General features: G+C 59.2%; 16 protein-coding genes. 9 read left to right on the top strand and 7 right to left on the bottom strand.

The window, feature by feature from the left end:
- Positions 1-190: 190 nt before the first annotated feature.
- The 6 genes from DKW72_RS06820 (at position 191) to DKW72_RS06795 (ending at position 8,624) form a co-directional block, all read left to right on the top strand.
- Complete coding sequence (locus DKW72_RS06820) at positions 191-1,954, top strand: alpha-amylase domain-containing protein (protein WP_198411247.1); 1,764 nt, start codon at positions 191-193, stop codon at positions 1,952-1,954.
- A 275-nt stretch (positions 1,955-2,229) separates the two neighbouring features.
- Positions 2,230-2,919, top strand: coding sequence for a PEP-CTERM sorting domain-containing protein (locus DKW72_RS06815; protein ID WP_111641583.1), 690 nt, complete (start codon positions 2,230-2,232; stop codon positions 2,917-2,919).
- An 83-nt stretch (positions 2,920-3,002) separates the two neighbouring features.
- Complete coding sequence (locus tag DKW72_RS16350; protein WP_157960420.1) at positions 3,003-3,542, top strand: hypothetical protein; 540 nt, start codon at positions 3,003-3,005, stop codon at positions 3,540-3,542.
- Between the two features lie 5 nt (positions 3,543-3,547).
- Complete coding sequence (locus tag DKW72_RS06805) at positions 3,548-4,924, top strand: energy transducer TonB (protein ID WP_111641581.1); 1,377 nt, start codon at positions 3,548-3,550, stop codon at positions 4,922-4,924.
- 104 nt (positions 4,925-5,028) lie between these two features.
- Positions 5,029-6,843, top strand: a complete 1,815-nt coding sequence (gene recQ / locus DKW72_RS06800; RefSeq protein WP_111641580.1) for a DNA helicase RecQ — start codon at positions 5,029-5,031, stop codon at positions 6,841-6,843.
- Between the two features lie 221 nt (positions 6,844-7,064).
- Positions 7,065-8,624, top strand: coding sequence for a methyl-accepting chemotaxis protein (locus DKW72_RS06795; protein ID WP_111641579.1), 1,560 nt, complete (start codon positions 7,065-7,067; stop codon positions 8,622-8,624).
- Positions 8,625-8,650: 26 nt separating this feature from the next.
- On the opposite strand, the gene DKW72_RS06790 is transcribed toward DKW72_RS06795, so the two are convergent.
- On the bottom strand, positions 8,651-10,552 hold the full coding sequence (locus DKW72_RS06790; RefSeq protein WP_111641578.1) for an ABC-F family ATP-binding cassette domain-containing protein: 1,902 nt from the start codon (positions 10,550-10,552) through the stop codon (positions 8,651-8,653).
- Positions 10,553-10,621: 69 nt separating this feature from the next.
- Here DKW72_RS06790 and DKW72_RS06785 point away from each other — a divergent pair, with 69 nt between their 5' ends.
- Positions 10,622-11,116 carry a TIGR02444 family protein gene (locus DKW72_RS06785; protein WP_111641577.1) on the top strand — a complete coding sequence of 165 codons (495 nt, stop codon included), beginning with the start codon at positions 10,622-10,624 and terminating at the stop codon, positions 11,114-11,116.
- A gap of 17 nt (positions 11,117-11,133) precedes the next feature.
- Here DKW72_RS06785 and DKW72_RS06780 read toward each other — a convergent pair whose 3' ends face one another.
- Positions 11,134-12,057, bottom strand: a complete 924-nt coding sequence (locus DKW72_RS06780; RefSeq protein WP_111641576.1) for a hypothetical protein — start codon at positions 12,055-12,057, stop codon at positions 11,134-11,136.
- A gap of 314 nt (positions 12,058-12,371) precedes the next feature.
- On the opposite strand from DKW72_RS06780, the gene DKW72_RS06775 reads away from it, so the two are divergent.
- Positions 12,372-13,085: an FKBP-type peptidyl-prolyl cis-trans isomerase gene (locus tag DKW72_RS06775; protein ID WP_111641575.1), complete on the top strand. Its 714-nt coding sequence runs from the start codon at positions 12,372-12,374 to the stop codon at positions 13,083-13,085.
- 97 nt (positions 13,086-13,182) lie between these two features.
- On the opposite strand, the gene DKW72_RS06770 is transcribed toward DKW72_RS06775, so the two are convergent.
- From DKW72_RS06770 to DKW72_RS06760, 3 genes are all read right to left on the bottom strand, one after another.
- A complete protein-coding gene (locus DKW72_RS06770; protein WP_111641574.1) occupies positions 13,183-14,172 on the bottom strand; it encodes a WD40 repeat domain-containing protein in 990 nt (329 codons plus the stop codon).
- Positions 14,173-14,265: 93 nt separating this feature from the next.
- Positions 14,266-14,727 (bottom strand): sigma D regulator, encoded by a 462-nt coding sequence (gene rsd / locus DKW72_RS06765; RefSeq protein ID WP_111641573.1) that lies wholly within the window; start codon positions 14,725-14,727, stop codon positions 14,266-14,268.
- Positions 14,728-14,757: 30 nt separating this feature from the next.
- The gene (locus DKW72_RS06760) at positions 14,758-15,249 is read right to left on the bottom strand and encodes a disulfide bond formation protein B (protein WP_111641572.1); all 492 of its coding nucleotides are present in this window, start codon (positions 15,247-15,249) and stop codon (positions 14,758-14,760) included.
- 153 nt (positions 15,250-15,402) lie between these two features.
- On the opposite strand from DKW72_RS06760, the gene DKW72_RS06755 reads away from it, so the two are divergent.
- The gene (locus tag DKW72_RS06755; protein ID WP_111641571.1) at positions 15,403-15,813 is read left to right on the top strand and encodes a flagellar basal body-associated FliL family protein; all 411 of its coding nucleotides are present in this window, start codon (positions 15,403-15,405) and stop codon (positions 15,811-15,813) included.
- On the opposite strand, the gene gshA is transcribed toward DKW72_RS06755, so the two are convergent.
- Both gshA and DKW72_RS06745 read right to left on the bottom strand, forming a co-directional pair.
- Positions 15,797-17,425 (bottom strand): glutamate--cysteine ligase, encoded by a 1,629-nt coding sequence (gene gshA, locus DKW72_RS06750; RefSeq protein ID WP_111641570.1) that lies wholly within the window; start codon positions 17,423-17,425, stop codon positions 15,797-15,799. The genes DKW72_RS06755 and gshA overlap by 17 nt on opposite strands.
- A gap of 39 nt (positions 17,426-17,464) precedes the next feature.
- Entirely contained in the window at positions 17,465-17,704 is a 240-nt protein-coding gene (locus tag DKW72_RS06745) for a hypothetical protein (protein WP_111641569.1), read from the bottom strand.
- Positions 17,705-17,776: the final 72 nt, after the last annotated feature.

Below are 17,776 nucleotides of genomic sequence, written 5' to 3'. Positions count from 1 at the left end.
TAGATTTTAAACAGGCGGCAGTCATTCCAATAATAGTCGTCACTATTCCCAACACTCCGCCGGTAGCGAGTCTATCGGTACTGGAGATCTTCAAGCAAAGGATAAGCTGCGTCGGGATTCTCTCGGCAACACCGTTGACCTTCGTTCGCGAAAGTCACCCTCACTAACGCTAAGAATAACAGGCATGCTTATGACGTTTTTTTCATCAAAACGGTTGTACCAATCCGCCGGTCGTTTAATCGCCGGTGCTTTACTGCTGACCTTGTCGCTCGGCGCCAATGCTCAGCAATCCTTGCCCGAGGTGCCCGAGCATCTCGTCAATAATACGATGTATCAAGCTTTTTACTGGGATGCTTATCCAGGCTTGTGGAATGACCTGCCGGCGATGGCCCAGCCTTTGGCAGAAGCGGGCATTACTTCCCTATGGTTGCCGCCAGCAGCCAAAGGTATGGCTGGTACCTTCAGCGTCGGTTATGACGTGTATGACTTCTGGGACTTGGGTGAGTTTGACCAGAAAGGCACCGTGCCAACCCGTTACGGTACCCGCCAGCAACTGGAAAACGCACTGGCAGCACTGGATAACCTGGGTATCGAGGCCTACTACGATGTGGTGTTCAACCACCGTATGGGTGCCGATGCCCAGGAAAATATTCCCAACTGGGGCACGGCCTGGTCCATGTTCAACCTTGACGGTCGCGATGCCCATTACACTCAGGACTGGGGCTACCTTTACCACAATTTTCAGTGGGACTGGACCGCGTTCAACGGCATTGATGACAGCCTGTTTCCGGGAAAATGGTGGGGTAACACCTTCCACTTCCCCTACCTGATGGGCAATGACGTCGACTACAACCGCAATGACGTGGTCGACGAAATGAAAGCCTGGGGTGAGTGGATCATCAACCACGTGGGTTTCAACGGCTTCCGTATGGATGCGATTGCCCACGTCGACAGCGACTTTACCCGCGACTGGGTCAACCACGTGCAGTGGGCCACCAATGACGAGGTGTTTTTTGTGGCGGAGGCGTGGGTCAATGACGTCATCGGCTATCTGGACCATGTCGGTACGCCGCATTTGCGCGCCTTTGATTTCCAGCTGCGCGAGGATTTCGTTAGCCTGAGCAGTGGTAATAAAGACATGCGTTGGTGGGGTGGCCTGGTCAACAGCCACCGCGCCGAACAGGCCGTCACTTTTGTTGATAATCACGATACCAGCCGCGCCGGCAATCCCTACGGCATGCCGGAAGTCAACAGCTACAAAAATCAGGCGTATGCCTACATTCTCATGCGAGAACAGGGTGTCCCCACTGTCTTTGCGCGGGACTATGACGAGTTTGGTATGGCGCCGACGCTGGATAAATTGATCGAGGCTCGTCGTTACTTTGCTTACGGCCCGGGCCACGAGTACAGCGGCAACACCGAAGCCGTTTACGCGTATGTCCGTGAAGGTTTGGCGGAAGTGCCGGGCACCGGTTTGGTGATGCTGATTTCCGGTCGCAACTGGGGCACGCAGCAGAGTCACTGGATCAATTCGCATCAGCCTGACACGACTTTTTACGATTACACCGGCAATGTCAGCGGCACGGTCACCACCGATGCCAACGGTTTTGGTAGTTTTCCGGTCAACATGTCTGAAGGCACTGGCTGGTCCATCTGGGTGCCCGAAGCATCCACCGGAAGTCAGCCGGGGAGTATCACCCTGCGTATGACCAAAGATGTGGGTTACGGTCACTCGCTCTATTTCACCGGAAGTCCCTCAATCCTGACCAGCTGGGGCGGTGGCGTCGAGGGCACCTGGACCGTGGGTAATGTCTGGGAAGTGTCGATTCCTGATCCGGGCAACTTCGAATGGAAGACTCGGCGCGGCCCTGCGGGCACTGCCGGTGTCGATTGGGAGGGCGGTGGCAACCACAATCAGAACAATCTGCACCCGACCTTCAACGGCGGCTTCTAAGCCGTCTTCAGAACGCGCCCCCGGTGGGGGGCGCTGTCAGCCTTGCGCCCCCACCCAGCGCACCGACAGCGTGGGTGTGCGCATTTACGTCGACGCCGCGATCAATAATAGTTGGCGCTTGAATCGTCGAATATTCTTACAGCTGGTGCGGCTTTATGTGCCAGCCATTCTAACAAATCCTTCAAAATCATGACCTTACGAAAGTGGCCTGGCGCTTGCTAGACTTCTGTTGAATTCGGTGACATTGTGTCGCTTCTGCTTTCGGAGATCCTGTTATGTCATTCGCCACCCGCCTGCTGGCCGCCTTGGGACTGCTCTTCGGAGCCTGTGTTGCTCAGGCAGCGATTATTGATACCAGCGCCCAGTGGAACGGCTCATCCGGCATATCGCCCTTTGGTCACACCAACACGGCGACCTACGGCCAGACCTTTGTGGCTCCGGAAACGGCGAGTTACCTCGACAGTTGGACGTTCTTCCTCAATGATATGACCGCGGGCGCGCCGGTCGATTTCTCGATGTATGTGATGGCATGGGACAGTAACACTACGCGCGCGACCGGCGATATTCTGTTTGCCAGTGATCAGGTGTCGACCACCAACAATGGTGGCCAGGACGGTTACGAAGCCTTCACCTTTGCCACGGGAGGCTTGGTCCTGGATGCCAGTGCCAGCTACGTGGCGTTCATCAGTACCAGCGAGTGGACTGCACAACAGACGGGTACCGCTTATGTGGCCAGCCTGGGTGCCAAGGATGGCTACAAAGACGGCGGCTTTTTCTGGCTCAACAATGGCACCCGCACCAGCTATTGGACTGAGCGGATGTGGCGATCGTCGTCGGACTATGGTGATCTGGTGTTTACCGCCCAGTTTTCAGCCTTTGCCGCCGTACCTGAGCCGGGCGTTCTGGGGCTTTTCCTGATCGGCCTTCTCGCACTTTTGGGTGTTCGCCGCCGTATAAATGCTTGACAGTTTCAGGCTGCCTCTTTTAATGTGATCAACGGCTCCGCCAGGAGCGAGGAAGATCAATAAAAGATATTCAAGGAGGCACCGTGTCACGTCTGTGTCAACGTGTTTTAGGCGTTTTGCTGGCCGGTGCACTCACCGCTTGCGCATTTACCCGTTATCCCACCCCCTCTGAGTTACCCTTGGTGCTTGATGCCCAGTCCAATCCTGCTTGGCACGTGGAGACCCTCGGTCGTTCCGGCGGCGTTCAGGTCACCTTCCGCGCCTTGGAGTCCAGCCATTGTAGCCGAACTCTTATGACCCTGAGCCTGCGTGAAAACCACCGGAGTCGACGGAGTATGGATGCGCTTTCGGTGCTTGCGGAGGCCATGCCGAACGTGGGTTTTTGGGCACTTTCCGCCCGCTTTCGGGATGGCGATGACAACCTGAGCAGCGTTTATGATGATCGGGGCCTACCGTTGGGACAAGACAATGTGATTGAGGTGCGCTGGCGCAATAAACGCGAGCTACGGGTTGTGGTTAACGGCGAAGTTTTCGTGGACGACGGTTTTGGTGAGCGGGTGCGTTTTGTCGAACTCACAAGCCATTGCGGTGCAGTCGAAATTGTTGACGTAAAGGAGGTCTGAGCGCTATGAGCATTCAGCGACTGATGGCAGCTTTTGTTCTCTGTTTTGGTGTCATGCCTGTTAAGGCCAGCTTTGATTTCGGTCTGCACCTTTACGACCAGGAGGACTATGCCGGCGCCTACCGGGAGTTTCGACGCGCTGCATCACACGGTCATAAGGAGGCGCGTTACAACTTGGGGGTAATGTATTTGCAGGGGCAGCACGTGGAGCAGGATTGGCTTCAGGCCTATGCCTGGCTTTCACTGGCCTATGCCGAGGGTGATACGCAAGAAGTCAGTCCGGTTCATGAGCGCATTTTTGACAGTTTTCCCGAGGAAACGCAGGCCGAAGCGCAGGTTGTCGCCGACGCTATTCAAGCCCGTTACAGCGAGGCAGCCATTGTTGAACGCTTGCGCCCGAATCCAGAGCGTCTGACCGGTTATACCAACTTTAACCGCCCTATACGGCATGCTGCAATCGAGTTCCCCAGACGCTTGGCCCGCATTGGTGCGGAGGGGTGGGCGGATGTCCGCTTCACCATCGATGAGGACGGGAATACCCGGGATCACTATGTGATACACGCTACCCATGAGGGCTTTGGGCGTGCGGCTATTGATGCCGTGCGCGGCCATTTATATGAACCCATCAAATATGGCAGTCACCCGACGGCCGCCTACGGAGCTTCTTACCGAATCAATTTTTTCATGGAGGGCGGTGGTGTCGCAGACCGCGAGGTGCGGCGTATTATCACCCGAGAGCGAGACCGCGCGCGCGGCGGAGACGCTGGCGAGAAGTTTTCGTATGCCTACCTTCTGAGCATGATTTCTGGCTGGACCCAGGGCGAATTGCGGGGGGTCGATTTTGATGATCCCTATGACTGGTTCTGGCGCAGCGCCAGCATGGGCCACGGTGCAGCCGCGTATATGCTCGGGTCACATATGCTCAACTTTGGTGATATTGAGCACGGCCAACTGTGGCTGTGGCGAGCGGCAGAACAGAACCTCACCGATGCCGAGTACACGCTGGGCATGGAGTACCTGACCGGTGTGCGTTTAGAGCAGAATGTCGCGTTGGGCCAGTTTTTACTCAGGCGGGCGGCGCGCTCCCTGCCTGCGGCACAAATCCAGTATGCCTGGATGCTCGCCACTCATCCGGACGAGAGTTTCCGCAACGCCGAGCTGGCCGAGGAGTTGCTCGACCGCATTGAGCGCCGCTATCACGATAAACAGAGCTACTATCAGGCGCGCGCGGCGCTGGCCGCTGATACCGGCGATTTTCGCAGCGCCGTGCGTTGGCAAGAGCGCGCTTTAGAGGATGCCAAGAGTTTGGGTATTCATACGGACACTCAGCAAGTGCGCCTACAGAACTATCAGAACGAGCGTCCCTGGCGCGAGTCGCTGTAACGCGTGGTCTGGCAGGTGCGCACGGCGAGTTGCGTACCCTGCCAGAAAGCCGCTCTCTGTTTTTGGCACCCTTTTCCAATCCTCAGTGGGCTACAATAGCGCCCATGACTCAATCGCCTCTGCATATTCTTGAACACACTTTCGGTTACCGCGAGTTTCGCGGCCCGCAAGCGGCCATCATCGATGCGCTGGTAACCGGTAAAGACGCTCTGGTACTGATGCCCACCGGTGGGGGCAAATCCCTCTGTTACCAGATTCCAGCGCTTGCCCGCCCGGGCGTGGGCGTCGTGGTCTCCCCCCTGATTGCCCTGATGCAGGACCAGGTGGACGCGCTGCGCGCCCTTGGGGTGCGCGCCGGGTTTCTCAACTCCAGCTTATCGCCCGAGGCGGTGCGCGACACCGAGCGCGCGCTCTGGGCCGGTGAGCTGGATCTGCTCTACGTCGCGCCGGAGCGCCTGATTCAGGACCGCACGCTGGAGCTCCTGCACCAGTGCGACATTGCCCTGTTTGCCATTGACGAAGCCCACTGTGTGGCCCAGTGGGGGCACGACTTTCGTGCCGACTACCTGCGTCTGAATGTGCTCCACCAGGCCTTTCCCCAAGTCCCGCGCATCGCTCTGACAGCCACTGCGGATGTGCGTACCCGTCAGGAAATTATCGAGCGTCTGGCACTTGAACAGGCAGAGCAGTTTATCGCCGGTTTTGATCGCCCCAACATTCAGTACCGCATCACTCAAAAGAATAATCCGCGCCGGCAGTTGTTGCAGTTTTTGCGCGAAGAGCATTCAGCCAATGCCGGCATCGTCTACTGCCTGTCCCGACGGAAAGTCGAAGACACCGCCGCCTGGCTGTGTGAGCAGGGCTTCAATGCATTGCCTTATCACGCCGGGCTCAGCCCCCAGCTACGCCAGCATAACCAGAGCCGGTTTCTGCGCGACGAGGGTATCGTCATGGTGGCTACCATCGCGTTCGGCATGGGAATTGACAAACCCGACGTGCGCTTTGTTGCGCACCTGGATTTGCCCAAAAGCATTGAAGCCTATTACCAGGAAACCGGCCGCGCCGGGCGGGACGGTGAGCCCGCCACCGCGCTATTGCTCTACGGTCTGGAAGATGTGGTCAAACTGCGCCAGATGCTCGGCCAGTCCGAGGGCAGTGAGGAGCACAAGCGCCAGGAGCAGCAGAGGCTCAACGCCATGCTCGGCCTGTGCGAAATCACCAGTTGCCGACGGCAGACGCTGTTGCGCTACTTTGGTGACAACCTGGCCGAGCCCTGCGGTAACTGCGATGCCTGCCTTCACCCGGCCGAGACCTGGGACGCTACCGAGGCGGTGCAGATGGCTCTGTCCTGTGTCTACCGCACGGGCCAGCGCTTTGGTGCCAACCATGTGATCGACGTGTTGCGCGGCAGCGAAGCGGAAAAGGTGTTGCAATTCAATCACCACAAGGTGTCCACCTACGGCATCGGCAAAAATCTGAGCGCCGGCGAGTGGCGCTCGGTGTTTCGTCAACTGATGGCGCGCGGCTATCTGGATGTGGATCCTGAAGGCTATGGCAGCCTGCGTCTTAATCCCAGTTGCCGCGCCCTGTTGCGCGGAGAAACTGCCGTGCACCTGCGTAAGGATGCCAAACTTGCCGCTCCCGAAGCGCCCCGGCGCAGCCCGGCGCGGGATATCGATCCTGTCGATTTGCCTCTCTGGAACGCTTTGCGCGCGTGCCGCAAGCGTTTGGCGGAAACCCAGGGGGTGCCGCCCTACGTCATTTTTCACGATGCGACGCTACGTGAAATGGTTGCGCGGCGGCCGGTCACCGAGGCCCAGTTGTTGGAGGTGACCGGAGTGGGCGACAGCAAGCTGGCACGTTTTGGCGAAGAATTCCTGGCGGTATTGCGGGCCGAAGACTATGAAGGCGCCATCTAAGAGGCATCGTCAGACTTTTGAAAGCTGATAAGACTTGAGAAACTACGATTGCTGCCGATGACATCTCTGGTGCGGCAAGTTTTCCTGGAATCCGACGAACGGCAGCACCTGCGGGTCCCAAGTTCCCGTTTTGCATGTAGAATAATGCGCCATAGGGTCTAGCATCCACGGAACCGGTGCATGCGAAGATACCACCTGAACGATCCCATGGGGAAACCGTTATGTCGACCACCGTCACCACCGATGGGCAATCATCGTCGCCTACCCGCAACGCCTATGCCGCCGGGCAACCCTTCCACTGGAACCGCGACACGCTGTTTATCTTCAGCCTGGACACCAGCGCCTGCGTCAACCAGAGCCTACCCAATTTTTGCGGCTTGCAGGGGCAAGCGGCGGATGCGCTCAAAGGCATACCCCTGACGACTTTGCTCGACGCTCTGCCGGGCGCGGTACTCGAAGAGATCAATCAGTCGATGGCGCGGGAGATGCCCTGGCGGGGTATTCTGCCTTTCAGAACGGCGCGCGATGGTATCCAGTGGTTCGACGTCATTGTGCGTCCGGTATTTCGCCGGGGACAGGTGAATGGCAGTCAGTGGTTGATGTATAAAGCCGAGGCCCAGCACAGCGAGCGCGCCCAGGGGCTGTATCGCCGTCTGGGCCTGCGGCGCATGAACTGGCCGCTGCTGTTGCAGATGGGTGTCATCGCCGTCATTGGGGTGGTCAGTCTGCTCACCAGCTCGGTCGCGGCGGCGATTCCCATTACCCTGGCGGCGGTTGCTCTGCTTTGGTTGAGTCGCCCTGCCGGCCGCTACCGGGAGCAACTTGACTCTGCCGATGGCAGCACGGCCAGTATTCAGCAGGCCGTATTTGCCGACAACTCGGTGCTCGGGCGTGCCATGTACGAGCTGGCCCTGCGCGACAGCTCGGTCATGGCCCTGACCGCGCGTATGGCTGACGGCACCGCGGCGTTGTCCGATGCGGTCACCTCGACCGAAGCCAATGCCGACCAGACCATCGCCACCACCGAGCAGACGGTCAGTAATGTTGAGCAGATTGCCACAGCGACCGAGCAGATGACCCAAACCGTGGCGGAAATTGCGCGCAATGCGACCGACTCCTCCCAGGCCTGTGACGATGTCGACCGGCAGGTCACACAGGTTGTGAGTTTTATTGCCGATAGCAGTCGCAAGATGAAAACCCTGGTGCGCGAAGTGGCCACCAGTGCAGAAACCACTCACGAGCTGGTGAGCAGTGCCGAGTCGGTCAAGCAGGTCAGCCAGCAGATTGATGCCATCGCGGAACAAACCAACCTGCTTGCGCTCAACGCCGCCATTGAGGCGGCGCGGGCGGGGGAGCATGGTCGCGGTTTTTCAGTGGTCGCCGATGAGGTGCGGGCATTGTCTCAACGCACGCAAAAAGCGGTAGACGAAATCGAGAGCACCATGACCCGGATGAGTGAAGTGATGGGACGTTGGCAGTCGCAGATGGAGCGCCAGAAGACCCTGGCAGAAGATTGCGGACGCTTGAGCCAGCAGTCTGAGGACGAAGTCGAAAAAGTGAAATCGTCGGTATCAGAAATCAATGGGCGCATGACTCAAATTGCGGTAGCCGCCGAGGAGCACACCAGTGCGGTTGAGGAAATCATGCAGAGCGTGCGCAGCGTCGATCACGCCACCCGCTCGACCCACACATTGGCCAAGGACACTGCCGGCGATGTGAAAACCATCAAGGCCCGGTTGCGGGAATTCCGCTCTCTGGTGGAGGCCTTTGAAGAGGATTGAGCAGAGGTTGTTGAGGGTCAGTCTGCTCAGGCATCCCCCGCCTGGGTGGCTTCAAGGGTTTCACTCACCTCCAGCCACTCTTCCTCTAACGCGTCGAGTGCTTGTTGTGTCTCACCCTGGCGCAGCAAAAGCTGTTTCAGGCGCTCGGCTTCGCTGCTGTCGTAGATGTCTGGATCGGCCAGTTCGCTTTCCAGCTGCGCGAGTTGTTTCTGGCACTTTTCCATATCCCGCTCCAGCGTTTTCAGGCGGTTGGTGAGCGGTTTCAGTTTTTCCCGTTGAGCAGCAGCCTGTTGGCGCTGGGCTTTTTTGTCCACGATGGGCGCTTCGCGCTGCCCCGGGGTGCTCTGTCCCGTCTGCTGTTTCTCCGCCAGCAGCCAGCGGTGATAATCGTCCAGGGTGCCGTCAAAGGGTTCTACCCGGCCTTTGGCCACCAGAACAAATTCATCCACGGTGTTACGCAGCAAATGCCGGTCGTGGCTCACGACAATGACTGCGCCTTCGAACTCCTGCAGGGCCAGGGTCAGGGCGTGGCGCACTTCAAGGTCCAGATGGTTGGTGGGCTCATCCAGCAATAGCACATTGGGCTTTTGCCAGGCGATGATCGCCAGTGCCAGGCGCGCTTTTTCGCCGCCGGAAAAATGGGTGATCGGTTCAAATGCCCGGTCCCCCTGAAAGCCAAAACTGCCGAGAAAATTGCGGATTTCCTGCTCGCGGGCGGAAGGCGTCAGGCGTTGAATATGGAGTGCCGCAGAGGCCTTCAGATCCAGTGCTTCGAGCTGGTGCTGGGCGAAGTAGCCGAGGGAAAAATGTTCGCCGTAGTGGCGCTCGCCCGCGAGCAGTTCAAGGGTGCCCGCGAGGGTTTTGATGAGCGTCGATTTACCTGCGCCGTTGGGGCCGAGCAGGCCGATGCGGGTGTCCGGCACGATGCTCAGGTTGACCTCTGATAGCACGGGCGCATCGGGGTAACCCAAACTGGCTTGGGACAGGTTGGCGAGCGGACTCGAGAGTTTATCCGAGCAAGGAAAGCGGAAGGTAAAAGGGGAGTCGACGTGCGCCGGCGCAATCTCCTCCATGCGTTCGAGCTCTTTCAGACGGCTTTGCGCTTGGCGCGCCTTGGTGGCTTTAGCACGGAAGCGGCGGACAAAATCCTCAATTTCGGCTTTGCGCGCCTGTTGCTTCTCAAAGGAGGCCTGTTGTTGCGCCAGGCGTTCAGCTCGCTGGCGCTCGTAACCGGAATAGTTGCCCGAGTAGCTGATCAGCTTGCCACCCTCCAGACTGACAATCCCTTCGACCAGGTTGTCGAGAAAGTCCCGGTCATGTGAGATGACCAGCAGGGTACCGCTGTAGCGCTTGAGCCACTGCTCCAGCCAGTAAGTGGCATCGAGATCCAGGTGGTTGGTGGGCTCATCGAGCAGGAGTAAATCCGAGGGACACATCAGCGCTTTGGCGAGGTTGAGCCGAATGCGCCAACCGCCCGAAAAATCGCTTACCGGGCGTTCATCGTCCCCCGGCGCAAAGCCGAGACCCTTGAGCAACTGCTGGGCGCGTGCCGGCGCCGAATAAGCCTGAATGCGCTCAAGCTCGGCAAAAATTTTCGCCACCTGCTCGCCCTCATCCCGGGCCTGGGCCGCGGCCAGCTCAGCCTCCAGGCGGCGCAGCTCGGTATCGCCGTCGAGCACCGATTCCAGTGCCGTGCGCTGGATGTGTTTGAGCTCCTGGGCCATGTGCGCTATGCGCCAGTGCCGGGGCAGTTCGCAGGTGCCGGTGTCGCTTGCCAGCTCGCCCAACAGAAGCTTGAACAGGCTCGACTTGCCCGAGCCATTGGGGCCGATGATGCCGAGTTTCTGACCGGGAAAGATATTCAGATCGGTCTCATTGAGCAGAAACTTGGCGCCGCGCTGTAAACTGATATGCTGTAATTGAATCATGGCGTGCATTCTATCCGAATCGTCCGCCGCCGCCCATCGCGGGTTGCAGTTCTCCTGAGGAAACGTGTTATGACCCGACCGGCTTCTGAATCAACGCTCTGGGAATTCGCTCTTTGGCTCTATGCCCGCCCCGGCATTTCGTCCTTGTGCATCCGCGTGCAGGATACCTACAGTGTTGATGTGCTGCAGGTGCTGTGGTTGGCGTGGCTGGATTGGCGCGGCCAGCCACAGGACGCGCACGCCAGAACAGAGGCCGAGCAGCTGTGCGCGCGATGGCAGGAACAGGTGGTGGGGCCGCTGCGTGGTGTGCGTCGGTGGCTGAAGGTATCGCCGGAGGACTTTCCCGGGCACGCGCTTGAGCCTTTCCGAAGCCAAGTGAAAGCGCTGGAGCTGGAAGCCGAGCGCCTGCTTCTGCAGGAGCTGCAAACCCTGGTGGAGCCGGCGGCGCGCCAGGACAGTGGCAGCGATTATTGGCGAGCGGGGTTGCGCGACTATTTAATGGCGTGCGGGATGCCAGAGGTGGAGTGCGAGGAGAGTCTGCGCCGATTGCTGCACTGGCGGTAGCAATCGGCGCGTCAGGTTTAGTCGTCTTTCTTGATGTCGAACAGGCTGCCTGAGCGTGAGGGCGTATCCACGGGCGTGGGCTTGGGGAGCCGCTCTTCACGTGGCTCAATCAAGCTGGTGTGGGCGTGCCCGGGGCCTTCGTGGGGCGTGCTTAAGCCTTCCAGGTGCGGCTCCTCTCTGGGCTCGGCGGTTACCGGTGTCGGTTTGGGCGCTGCGGGAGGCACCGGCGCACTCGGTGTAGGCTCGGGTGCGGGTTTGGCGGCGGCCGGCTTTTTCACCGGTGCGGGTTTTGGGGACGCCGGTTTCGGGCTTGCCGCCTTGGGTTTACTTGCCGAAGCCGGCTTTTTTGCGCGGGCTTTTTTGGGTGCTCCGGCCTTCGGTGCGCTTGCCGAGGCTTTACGCGCAGCCGGCTTTTTAGTGGCAGATTTTTTCGCGCTGACCTTTTTTGTAGCGGCTTTTTTAGCCGCCGTTTTCTTGGCGGGGGTGCCAGCGGTCGCGGCTGATTTGGCTTTGCGTGCGGTCTTAGGTTTACGTGCCGGTTTGGTTTTGCGGGTAAGCTGTTTACTCAGTTTGTTGATATCACGCGCCAGTTTGTCTGCTGCGCGTTTCTCGTCTTTGGCTGCCGCCAGGTGTGCCTTGGCCTCTGCCACCTGTGCTTTGGCTTCGGCAGCTGCCTTTTGTTGTTCGGCCAGTGCACTTACGGCTTTCTCCAAACGCAACTTGGCCGCTGCCGTGTTGGCCTTGGCCGCGCGAGCCTTGGCTTTGCGGTCGCGCGCCGCGGCGAGTTTTTTGTTGGCCGCTGCCAGGGATTTTTGAGCGCCGGCGAGCGACTTCTCCGCATCGCTGACTTTCAGCGCGCGGGCTTTATCCAGTTGGGCACTGACTTTGGCGATCTCTTGTTCGAGCGCATCAACAGTCGGTTTGCTTTTACGAGCGGCCATGATGTTAATCCTTCCGGTTGCGGTTATGACAGGCTTGAGCGTAGGGTAGGTGCGCCCGCACTTACCCGGGACTTAGGGTTCATTGTAGTACCAGACTCGGAAAAAGTGTATGGCTTCAGTAGCCACAAAAGCGTGAAATAGTCGGGTTTTTGGGAGCATTTGGGTAAAAAAATGCGCTCTTGCGCCCACACTGGCAACTTCTTGGTATACCATTAGGCGCTTATATGATTTTGCCTCGTCGCCGGATGGGGCCCAGGATCGGGCGTGCAGCACCGTTGTGCACGCCTCAACACACAGATAACAGAAGGTGCACTATGATCAACAAACGTCTGATGGCTATGGGTTTAGCCGCCTCCGCGCTGGTGCTTGCCGGCTGCGGCGAGCAGGAAGCCGCCCCTGAAAGCGTCGAACTGGAAACCCTGGAAGAAAAAGTGAATTACCTCTATGGCCTGAATGTGGCTGGCAACATGCAGCAAAGCCAAGTGGAAATTCACACGGCCGCGTTTTTACAAGGTATGCAGGATGCGCGTGACGATGTCGAGCCGCGTCTGAGCGAAGAGGAAAGCATGCAGATCATGCAGCAGTTCCAGGAGCAGCAGATGGCGCGCCAGGAACAGGAAAGCGCGCGCCTGGCCGAGCAGAATCAAGCGGAATCCGCCGCCTTCTTTAGCGAGAACGCGACCGTTGAAGGAGTCGTCACAACCGATTCTGGTCTGCAGTACAAGGTGGTTGAAGAAGGTGATGGCGCAAGCCCGAGTGCTGACAGCGTGGTTACCGTGCACTACCGCGGCCGCTTGCTGGACGGTACCGAGTTCGACAGCTCCTACTCGCGCAATCAGCCCGCCACCTTCGATGTCGGTGGCGTAATTGCCGGTTGGACTGAAGCGCTGCAGCTGATGTCCGAAGGTGACAAGTGGGAAATTTACATTCCCTCAGATCTGGCCTACGGCCCTGGCGGCGCGGGTCCGATTCCGCCCAACGCAGCGTTGATCTTTGAGGTCGAGCTGCTGGAAGTGGACGCGGAATAAGTTCTGCTAAAGCTCAAAAAACTCAAAGGGGTCAGAGTCGATTGAACAATCGACTCTGACCCCTTTGAGTTTCTGACCCCTTTGAGTGTGGCCCCATTTATTCGAGTTGGTGGATAAAGCCGGCGGAGCTGGCAGCGAGCATGCCGCCGTCGTAGAAGCCGACCGCTCGCACCGAGGGCGCGATGGGTTCCCAGGCGTTGCGTCTCGGCAGGCGCCAGTCCCGCAGGTGTGTCCGCCCGGTCATATCCCACAACTGCACCCGGCCATCGGGACGGCCGGTGAGTAGGCGGGTACCGTCGGGGCTGAAGCGCGCGCTCGACAGTTGAAAGCCACGACGCAACCATTCACTGGGAAAGGGCAACTGCCAGTGGGTCTCGCCGTCGGCGGTCCAGATCACCACTTCATCGTATTTTGCGGCCGACAGCAGGTACTGGCCGTCGTCACTCAAGGCTACCAGTTGCACGTCTTCCGGGTGGTTGCGCCGTTGCAGTGCCTCCCCCGAACGGGTATCCCAGAGTACCGACGTGCCATCATCGGCACCGGTCAAAGCACGGGTGCCGTCGGCACTCAGAGCGACACTGTTGACCCGCCCCGCGTGCTGAAAGCTGCGCAGGATGCCACCCTGCTTGATGTCATAGAGCACGGCGCGGTTATCGGCGAGCGCGAGCAATGCCCGCTCACCGTCCGGGCCCAATGCCATATCGAGCACCAGCGAGGGGATGCTCCAGTATTGCACCGCACCGCCGGTGCGCCGGTCCCAGAGTACCAGGGTGCGACCGTCACTGGTGGCGGCCCAGTCCCCTTCGGGCGAGAACGCCGCATCAGTGATGAGCGTGTGCTCGCCCGCGCGGTGGTTCCAGTCGTACAGGCGCTCGCCGTCAGTGAGCCGCCAGAGGCTGCCGCCGTGTTGGTTGGATGCCACCACGGCCCAGTCACCCTGACGGTCCAGGGCGACCACTGGCGCTGCTCGTACGGTCACCTCCAGGCTGCTGATAGGGCGCTCGGCACGCCCACAGGCACTGACCAGCAGGATCAGCAGGAAGGCGATGACAAGGGGGCGAAAAACAGACAGGGGGCGAGCAGGCATAGACGAAAACCCGTGTAATTGTTCGGTGTTCTCAGGAGCTTAGCAGGAAAATGCGCCCAGCGCGTTCGCTGGGCGTAGGCGCCGGGTCTGGACTTACTGGCTGACCAGGTCTTTGTGCGCGGTGTGGAGCACGGCGATCATGCCGTCTTCAGCTTCAAAGCGGGTTTCGAGCGTAACGCCCAGCTGCGACAGGTCGTGATCCAGACTGGTCAGATCATCGGTTTCCTGGTACTTGTCGTTAAAGTCGAGCACCTTTTCAGTGGTTTGATCAATAATTGCAAATAAGCGCGAACCTTCCTTCAGGCCGTCAGTGTCGGAAAACTCCCGCCCCTCTTTAATGAGTTGGTCGTAGATTTCGAAATGACCAGCAGAGACATAATCCACCAGAATTTCACACAGACGGCGCAGCTTCTCGCCGCGAATGTCTTCGTCCACAGCGCCGGTACTGACGCGGTAAAAGCGCACCAGCAGTTCCTGACGTTCTTCCAGCCAGCGGTCGATAATGGTGGTGACGCCACCCCAGCGTTCCTGGGCGGTTTTGCAGTTATCTAGCATAAAAAATCCCGGTTTAAGCGTGTATCGGTGTTAAGGGTGGCGGCGCACGCACTGCCACAGGTAAAGTGCAATGAAGCCTACAAAGGCCAGCAGCGACCAAAGGGGGATGCTGACCCCCAACAGGGTCGACACCTGCGTGCAGTCGCCGTGGCCGCCCATGACGTGGCCGATGGCGTCGACGAAGTCACGGGTTGAAAAGATGTAGTCGATATTGGGGCCACAGGTCAGGCCTTGGCCCTCAGGCTGGCGTTGGAGCCACAGCTGGCGCCCGGCGGTGAGTATGCCCAAGGTGGCGGCGCCGATGCCGAGCCCGGCGTAGAGCCAGCGTCCCGGGCGTCCGGGGTTGTGTATCAGTGCGATCAGGGCGACCAACCCGGTGGCCATAAAAAATAGTCGTTGAATCATGCACAGCGGGCAGGGCTCCATGCCCAGCACGTGCTCGGCATACAGCGCGACGGCGAGAATGGCAGCGCAACCGGCGACAATCAGCAGGTAAATCTGGCGGGTACTGGGCAACAACATAAAAAGCCTCACAAACTTCGTGGGGTCAATAGTACGCAAAAAACTGGTCCCATGGCCAGCATTGGATCACAGTGCTTGACCTGACCGGTGTCGCGCAGTTGAATAGTGGCTTAACGAAGGTCTTGAATCCGCCGCATGCGGAAGAGGTAAGCGATGAACAGAGTCACCCTGAAGGGGCTCGCGGGAGCGTTCTTGTTGGTGTGGTTGAGTGCCGTCTGGGCGGACGAACCCTTGCCGTCGGGAGCCAACTACATTCCGCTGTCGCCGCCGTTCACAGTCAACTATGGCGGTGAGGGGCGGCTAAAGTATCTGCAGACGGAAATTGCCCTGCGTGCGCCCACCAGTGCTGTGGCGGATACCATTCGCCACCACCAGCCGCTGATTCGCAACAGTCTGATTTTGTTGCTGAGCCGCCTGAGCGAAGAAGACGTCAACACGCAGGCAGGCCGCCAGCGCCTGCGCCAGCAAGCACTGGATGAGGTCAATGCCCTGCTCGCCCGGGAAGAGGGCGAGGAGATACAGGCCAACGACCTGTTGTTCAACACCTTTACGGTGCAGAACTGACGGCTTCGGTGTCACGGCCGCTACATTGGCAGTCGTGGTACTGGTTGTAATAGCGCGCCAGATAATCCTCAAATGTTCCCTCGTCGGCGCGCTCCAGTGCCGCCTGCTCTGCCAATGAGGTCTCAGCCAAGGCGGCGAAAGCCGCTTGCTGTTTCTCCGCCAGTGGAACCTTGAAGTGGTGCGTGTGGCGTCGCGCCAAGGCCAGGGTGTACTGCAGGAAACTCATCTCGTGGGTGTCCATTTCCGCCAGCAGGCGCGCCGCCGGGGTCCATTCGGGGTGACTGATGCGCGGGCGTATTTCGCTGATACTGTGACAGAACTGATCGCCGCCGTTAGCGTCATCGAGTAGCGTAGCGCAGCGGGCGATACGGTCGGTCAGGGATTCGGCCCAGTCGCGCAGCCCCACCTCTTGCCCACTGCGCAGCAGGCTGACGCGCGGATCGCGGCCCCGGTAGACAATGCGGTGCTGGTTCTCGCGCAGTTCGGCATGCTCCTCGCCATTGTTGAGTGGGCTTTCCTCCAGCAGACAGTAGATCAGGAAGGCGTCGATAAAGCGGATCTGGCTGGCGCTGATACCCAATGGGTCAAACGGGTTGAGATCGAGGCAGCGCACCTCTATGTATTCCACCCCGCGATCACGCAGGGCGCTGAGGGCCGTCTCTCCCCGGCGGGTGGTGCGCTTGGGGCGGATGCTGCTGTAAAACTCGTTCTCGATCTGGAGCAGGCCGGTATTGAGCTGTTGATAGTCACCTTTTGCATCTATGAGCCCGATAGCCTGGTACGCCGGGTGCGGTCGGGTAATGGCCTGACACAGGGTCTGCATGTAACTGGGCAGATCGTTGTAGCTGATTTGTAGCGCTTGCTGGGCATCGCTTTGATAACCCAGGTCGCCCATGCGCAACGACGTGGCAAAGGGGCTGTAGAGACTGTGCTCGTCGCCCCGGAAAGGCTCCAGCTGGTGAGCCCGGTCGCGCACAAAGGAGCGGCATACCCCGGGGGCGGCACCGAACAGGTAAATCAACAGCCAGGAGTAGCGCCGGAAATTGCGAATAAGGTCAAAGTAGCGCGCGGTTTTAAAGCTCTGCAGGGGTTGGCTGTCCCCTTCCAGCTGCTGCAGTTGGCGCCAAAACGTGTCGGGCAGGGAGAAGTTGTAGTGTACGCCGGCGATGGTTTGCATGGCCCGCCCGTAGCGGTGTCCGAGCCCAAGTCGGTACACGGTCTTCATGGTGCCGCTGTGCGAGCTGCCATAACGGGCCACGGGAATATCGCTGTGGGGGCCCAGTGAGCAGGGCATGCTGGCGGGCCAAAGCACTTCGTCGTTCTGTTCAAGCACACTGTAGGTGTAGCGGTGAATGCCTTCCAGTTGTGCCAGCAGTGCATCGATGTCCCGGTGCGGTTCAGTGATGAACTCGAGTAGCGCTTCACTGTAGTCAGTGGTGATGTGCGGATGGGTCAGGGCCGAGCCCAATGCCCGGGGGTGGCCGGTGCGCGCCAGGGTGCCCTTGGGGTCGACGCGCAGGCTCTCTTTCTCCAGGCCACGCAAGATATCCTGCAAGCCGGCCTCAGCGGATACGTGCGACAGGCGCGTTAAATGCTCTTCAAAACGGGACAAAATAGGATCCTCAGAGGGCCCAAAGGCAGCCCTGACAGCTTAGCAGTAGTCCGTCAGGGTTTCAGGTTCGATAATGGGTAGGCCTTTGTCGTTGGTACGACAGGCCAGTAGGCGGATGCGTTGGGTGTAGTCTTTGGCGCTGACTTCAACCATCAGATTGATGGCCTCGTCTTTGTGCGGCGTCTTGTAGAGCAAACCCGCGTCGCGGCCATCGAGCCATTCGCGTTGCTTGCTGAGAAACTGTTGGTCCTGGTTCTGCAGGATGTAAACGCTAGTCATTCCTGGTGCCTCTGCCCCCTTTTGTTGCTGCAAGGATACCACGGCGGGTCCGGGTGGCGCCTGAGCGCCCAG

This window comes from Marinimicrobium alkaliphilum, from assembly GCF_003259155.1.
GTDB classification, from domain to species: Bacteria; Pseudomonadota; Gammaproteobacteria; order Pseudomonadales; family Cellvibrionaceae; genus Marinimicrobium_A; species Marinimicrobium_A alkaliphilum.
Note: the sequence above shows the minus strand (reverse complement) of the source record. Positions and strands in the feature narration are given on the sequence as shown.

Coding starts and splice junctions, on each gene's coding strand:
- DKW72_RS06820 (WP_198411247.1), top strand. CDS start 191: ATGACGTTTTTTTCATCAAAACGGTTGTACCAATCCGCCGGTCGTTTA.
- DKW72_RS06815 (WP_111641583.1), top strand. CDS start 2,230: ATGTCATTCGCCACCCGCCTGCTGGCCGCCTTGGGACTGCTCTTCGGA.
- DKW72_RS06805 (WP_111641581.1), top strand. CDS start 3,548: ATGAGCATTCAGCGACTGATGGCAGCTTTTGTTCTCTGTTTTGGTGTC.
- recQ (WP_111641580.1), top strand. CDS start 5,029: ATGACTCAATCGCCTCTGCATATTCTTGAACACACTTTCGGTTACCGC.
- DKW72_RS06795 (WP_111641579.1), top strand. CDS start 7,065: ATGTCGACCACCGTCACCACCGATGGGCAATCATCGTCGCCTACCCGC.
- DKW72_RS06790 (WP_111641578.1), bottom strand. CDS start 10,552: ATGATTCAATTACAGCATATCAGTTTACAGCGCGGCGCCAAGTTTCTG.
- DKW72_RS06785 (WP_111641577.1), top strand. CDS start 10,622: ATGACCCGACCGGCTTCTGAATCAACGCTCTGGGAATTCGCTCTTTGG.
- DKW72_RS06780 (WP_111641576.1), bottom strand. CDS start 12,057: ATGGCCGCTCGTAAAAGCAAACCGACTGTTGATGCGCTCGAACAAGAG.
- DKW72_RS06775 (WP_111641575.1), top strand. CDS start 12,372: ATGATCAACAAACGTCTGATGGCTATGGGTTTAGCCGCCTCCGCGCTG.
- DKW72_RS06770 (WP_111641574.1), bottom strand. CDS start 14,172: ATGCCTGCTCGCCCCCTGTCTGTTTTTCGCCCCCTTGTCATCGCCTTC.
- rsd (WP_111641573.1), bottom strand. CDS start 14,727: ATGCTAGATAACTGCAAAACCGCCCAGGAACGCTGGGGTGGCGTCACC.
- DKW72_RS06760 (WP_111641572.1), bottom strand. CDS start 15,249: ATGTTGTTGCCCAGTACCCGCCAGATTTACCTGCTGATTGTCGCCGGT.
- DKW72_RS06755 (WP_111641571.1), top strand. CDS start 15,403: ATGAACAGAGTCACCCTGAAGGGGCTCGCGGGAGCGTTCTTGTTGGTG.
- DKW72_RS06745 (WP_111641569.1), bottom strand. CDS start 17,704: ATGACTAGCGTTTACATCCTGCAGAACCAGGACCAACAGTTTCTCAGC.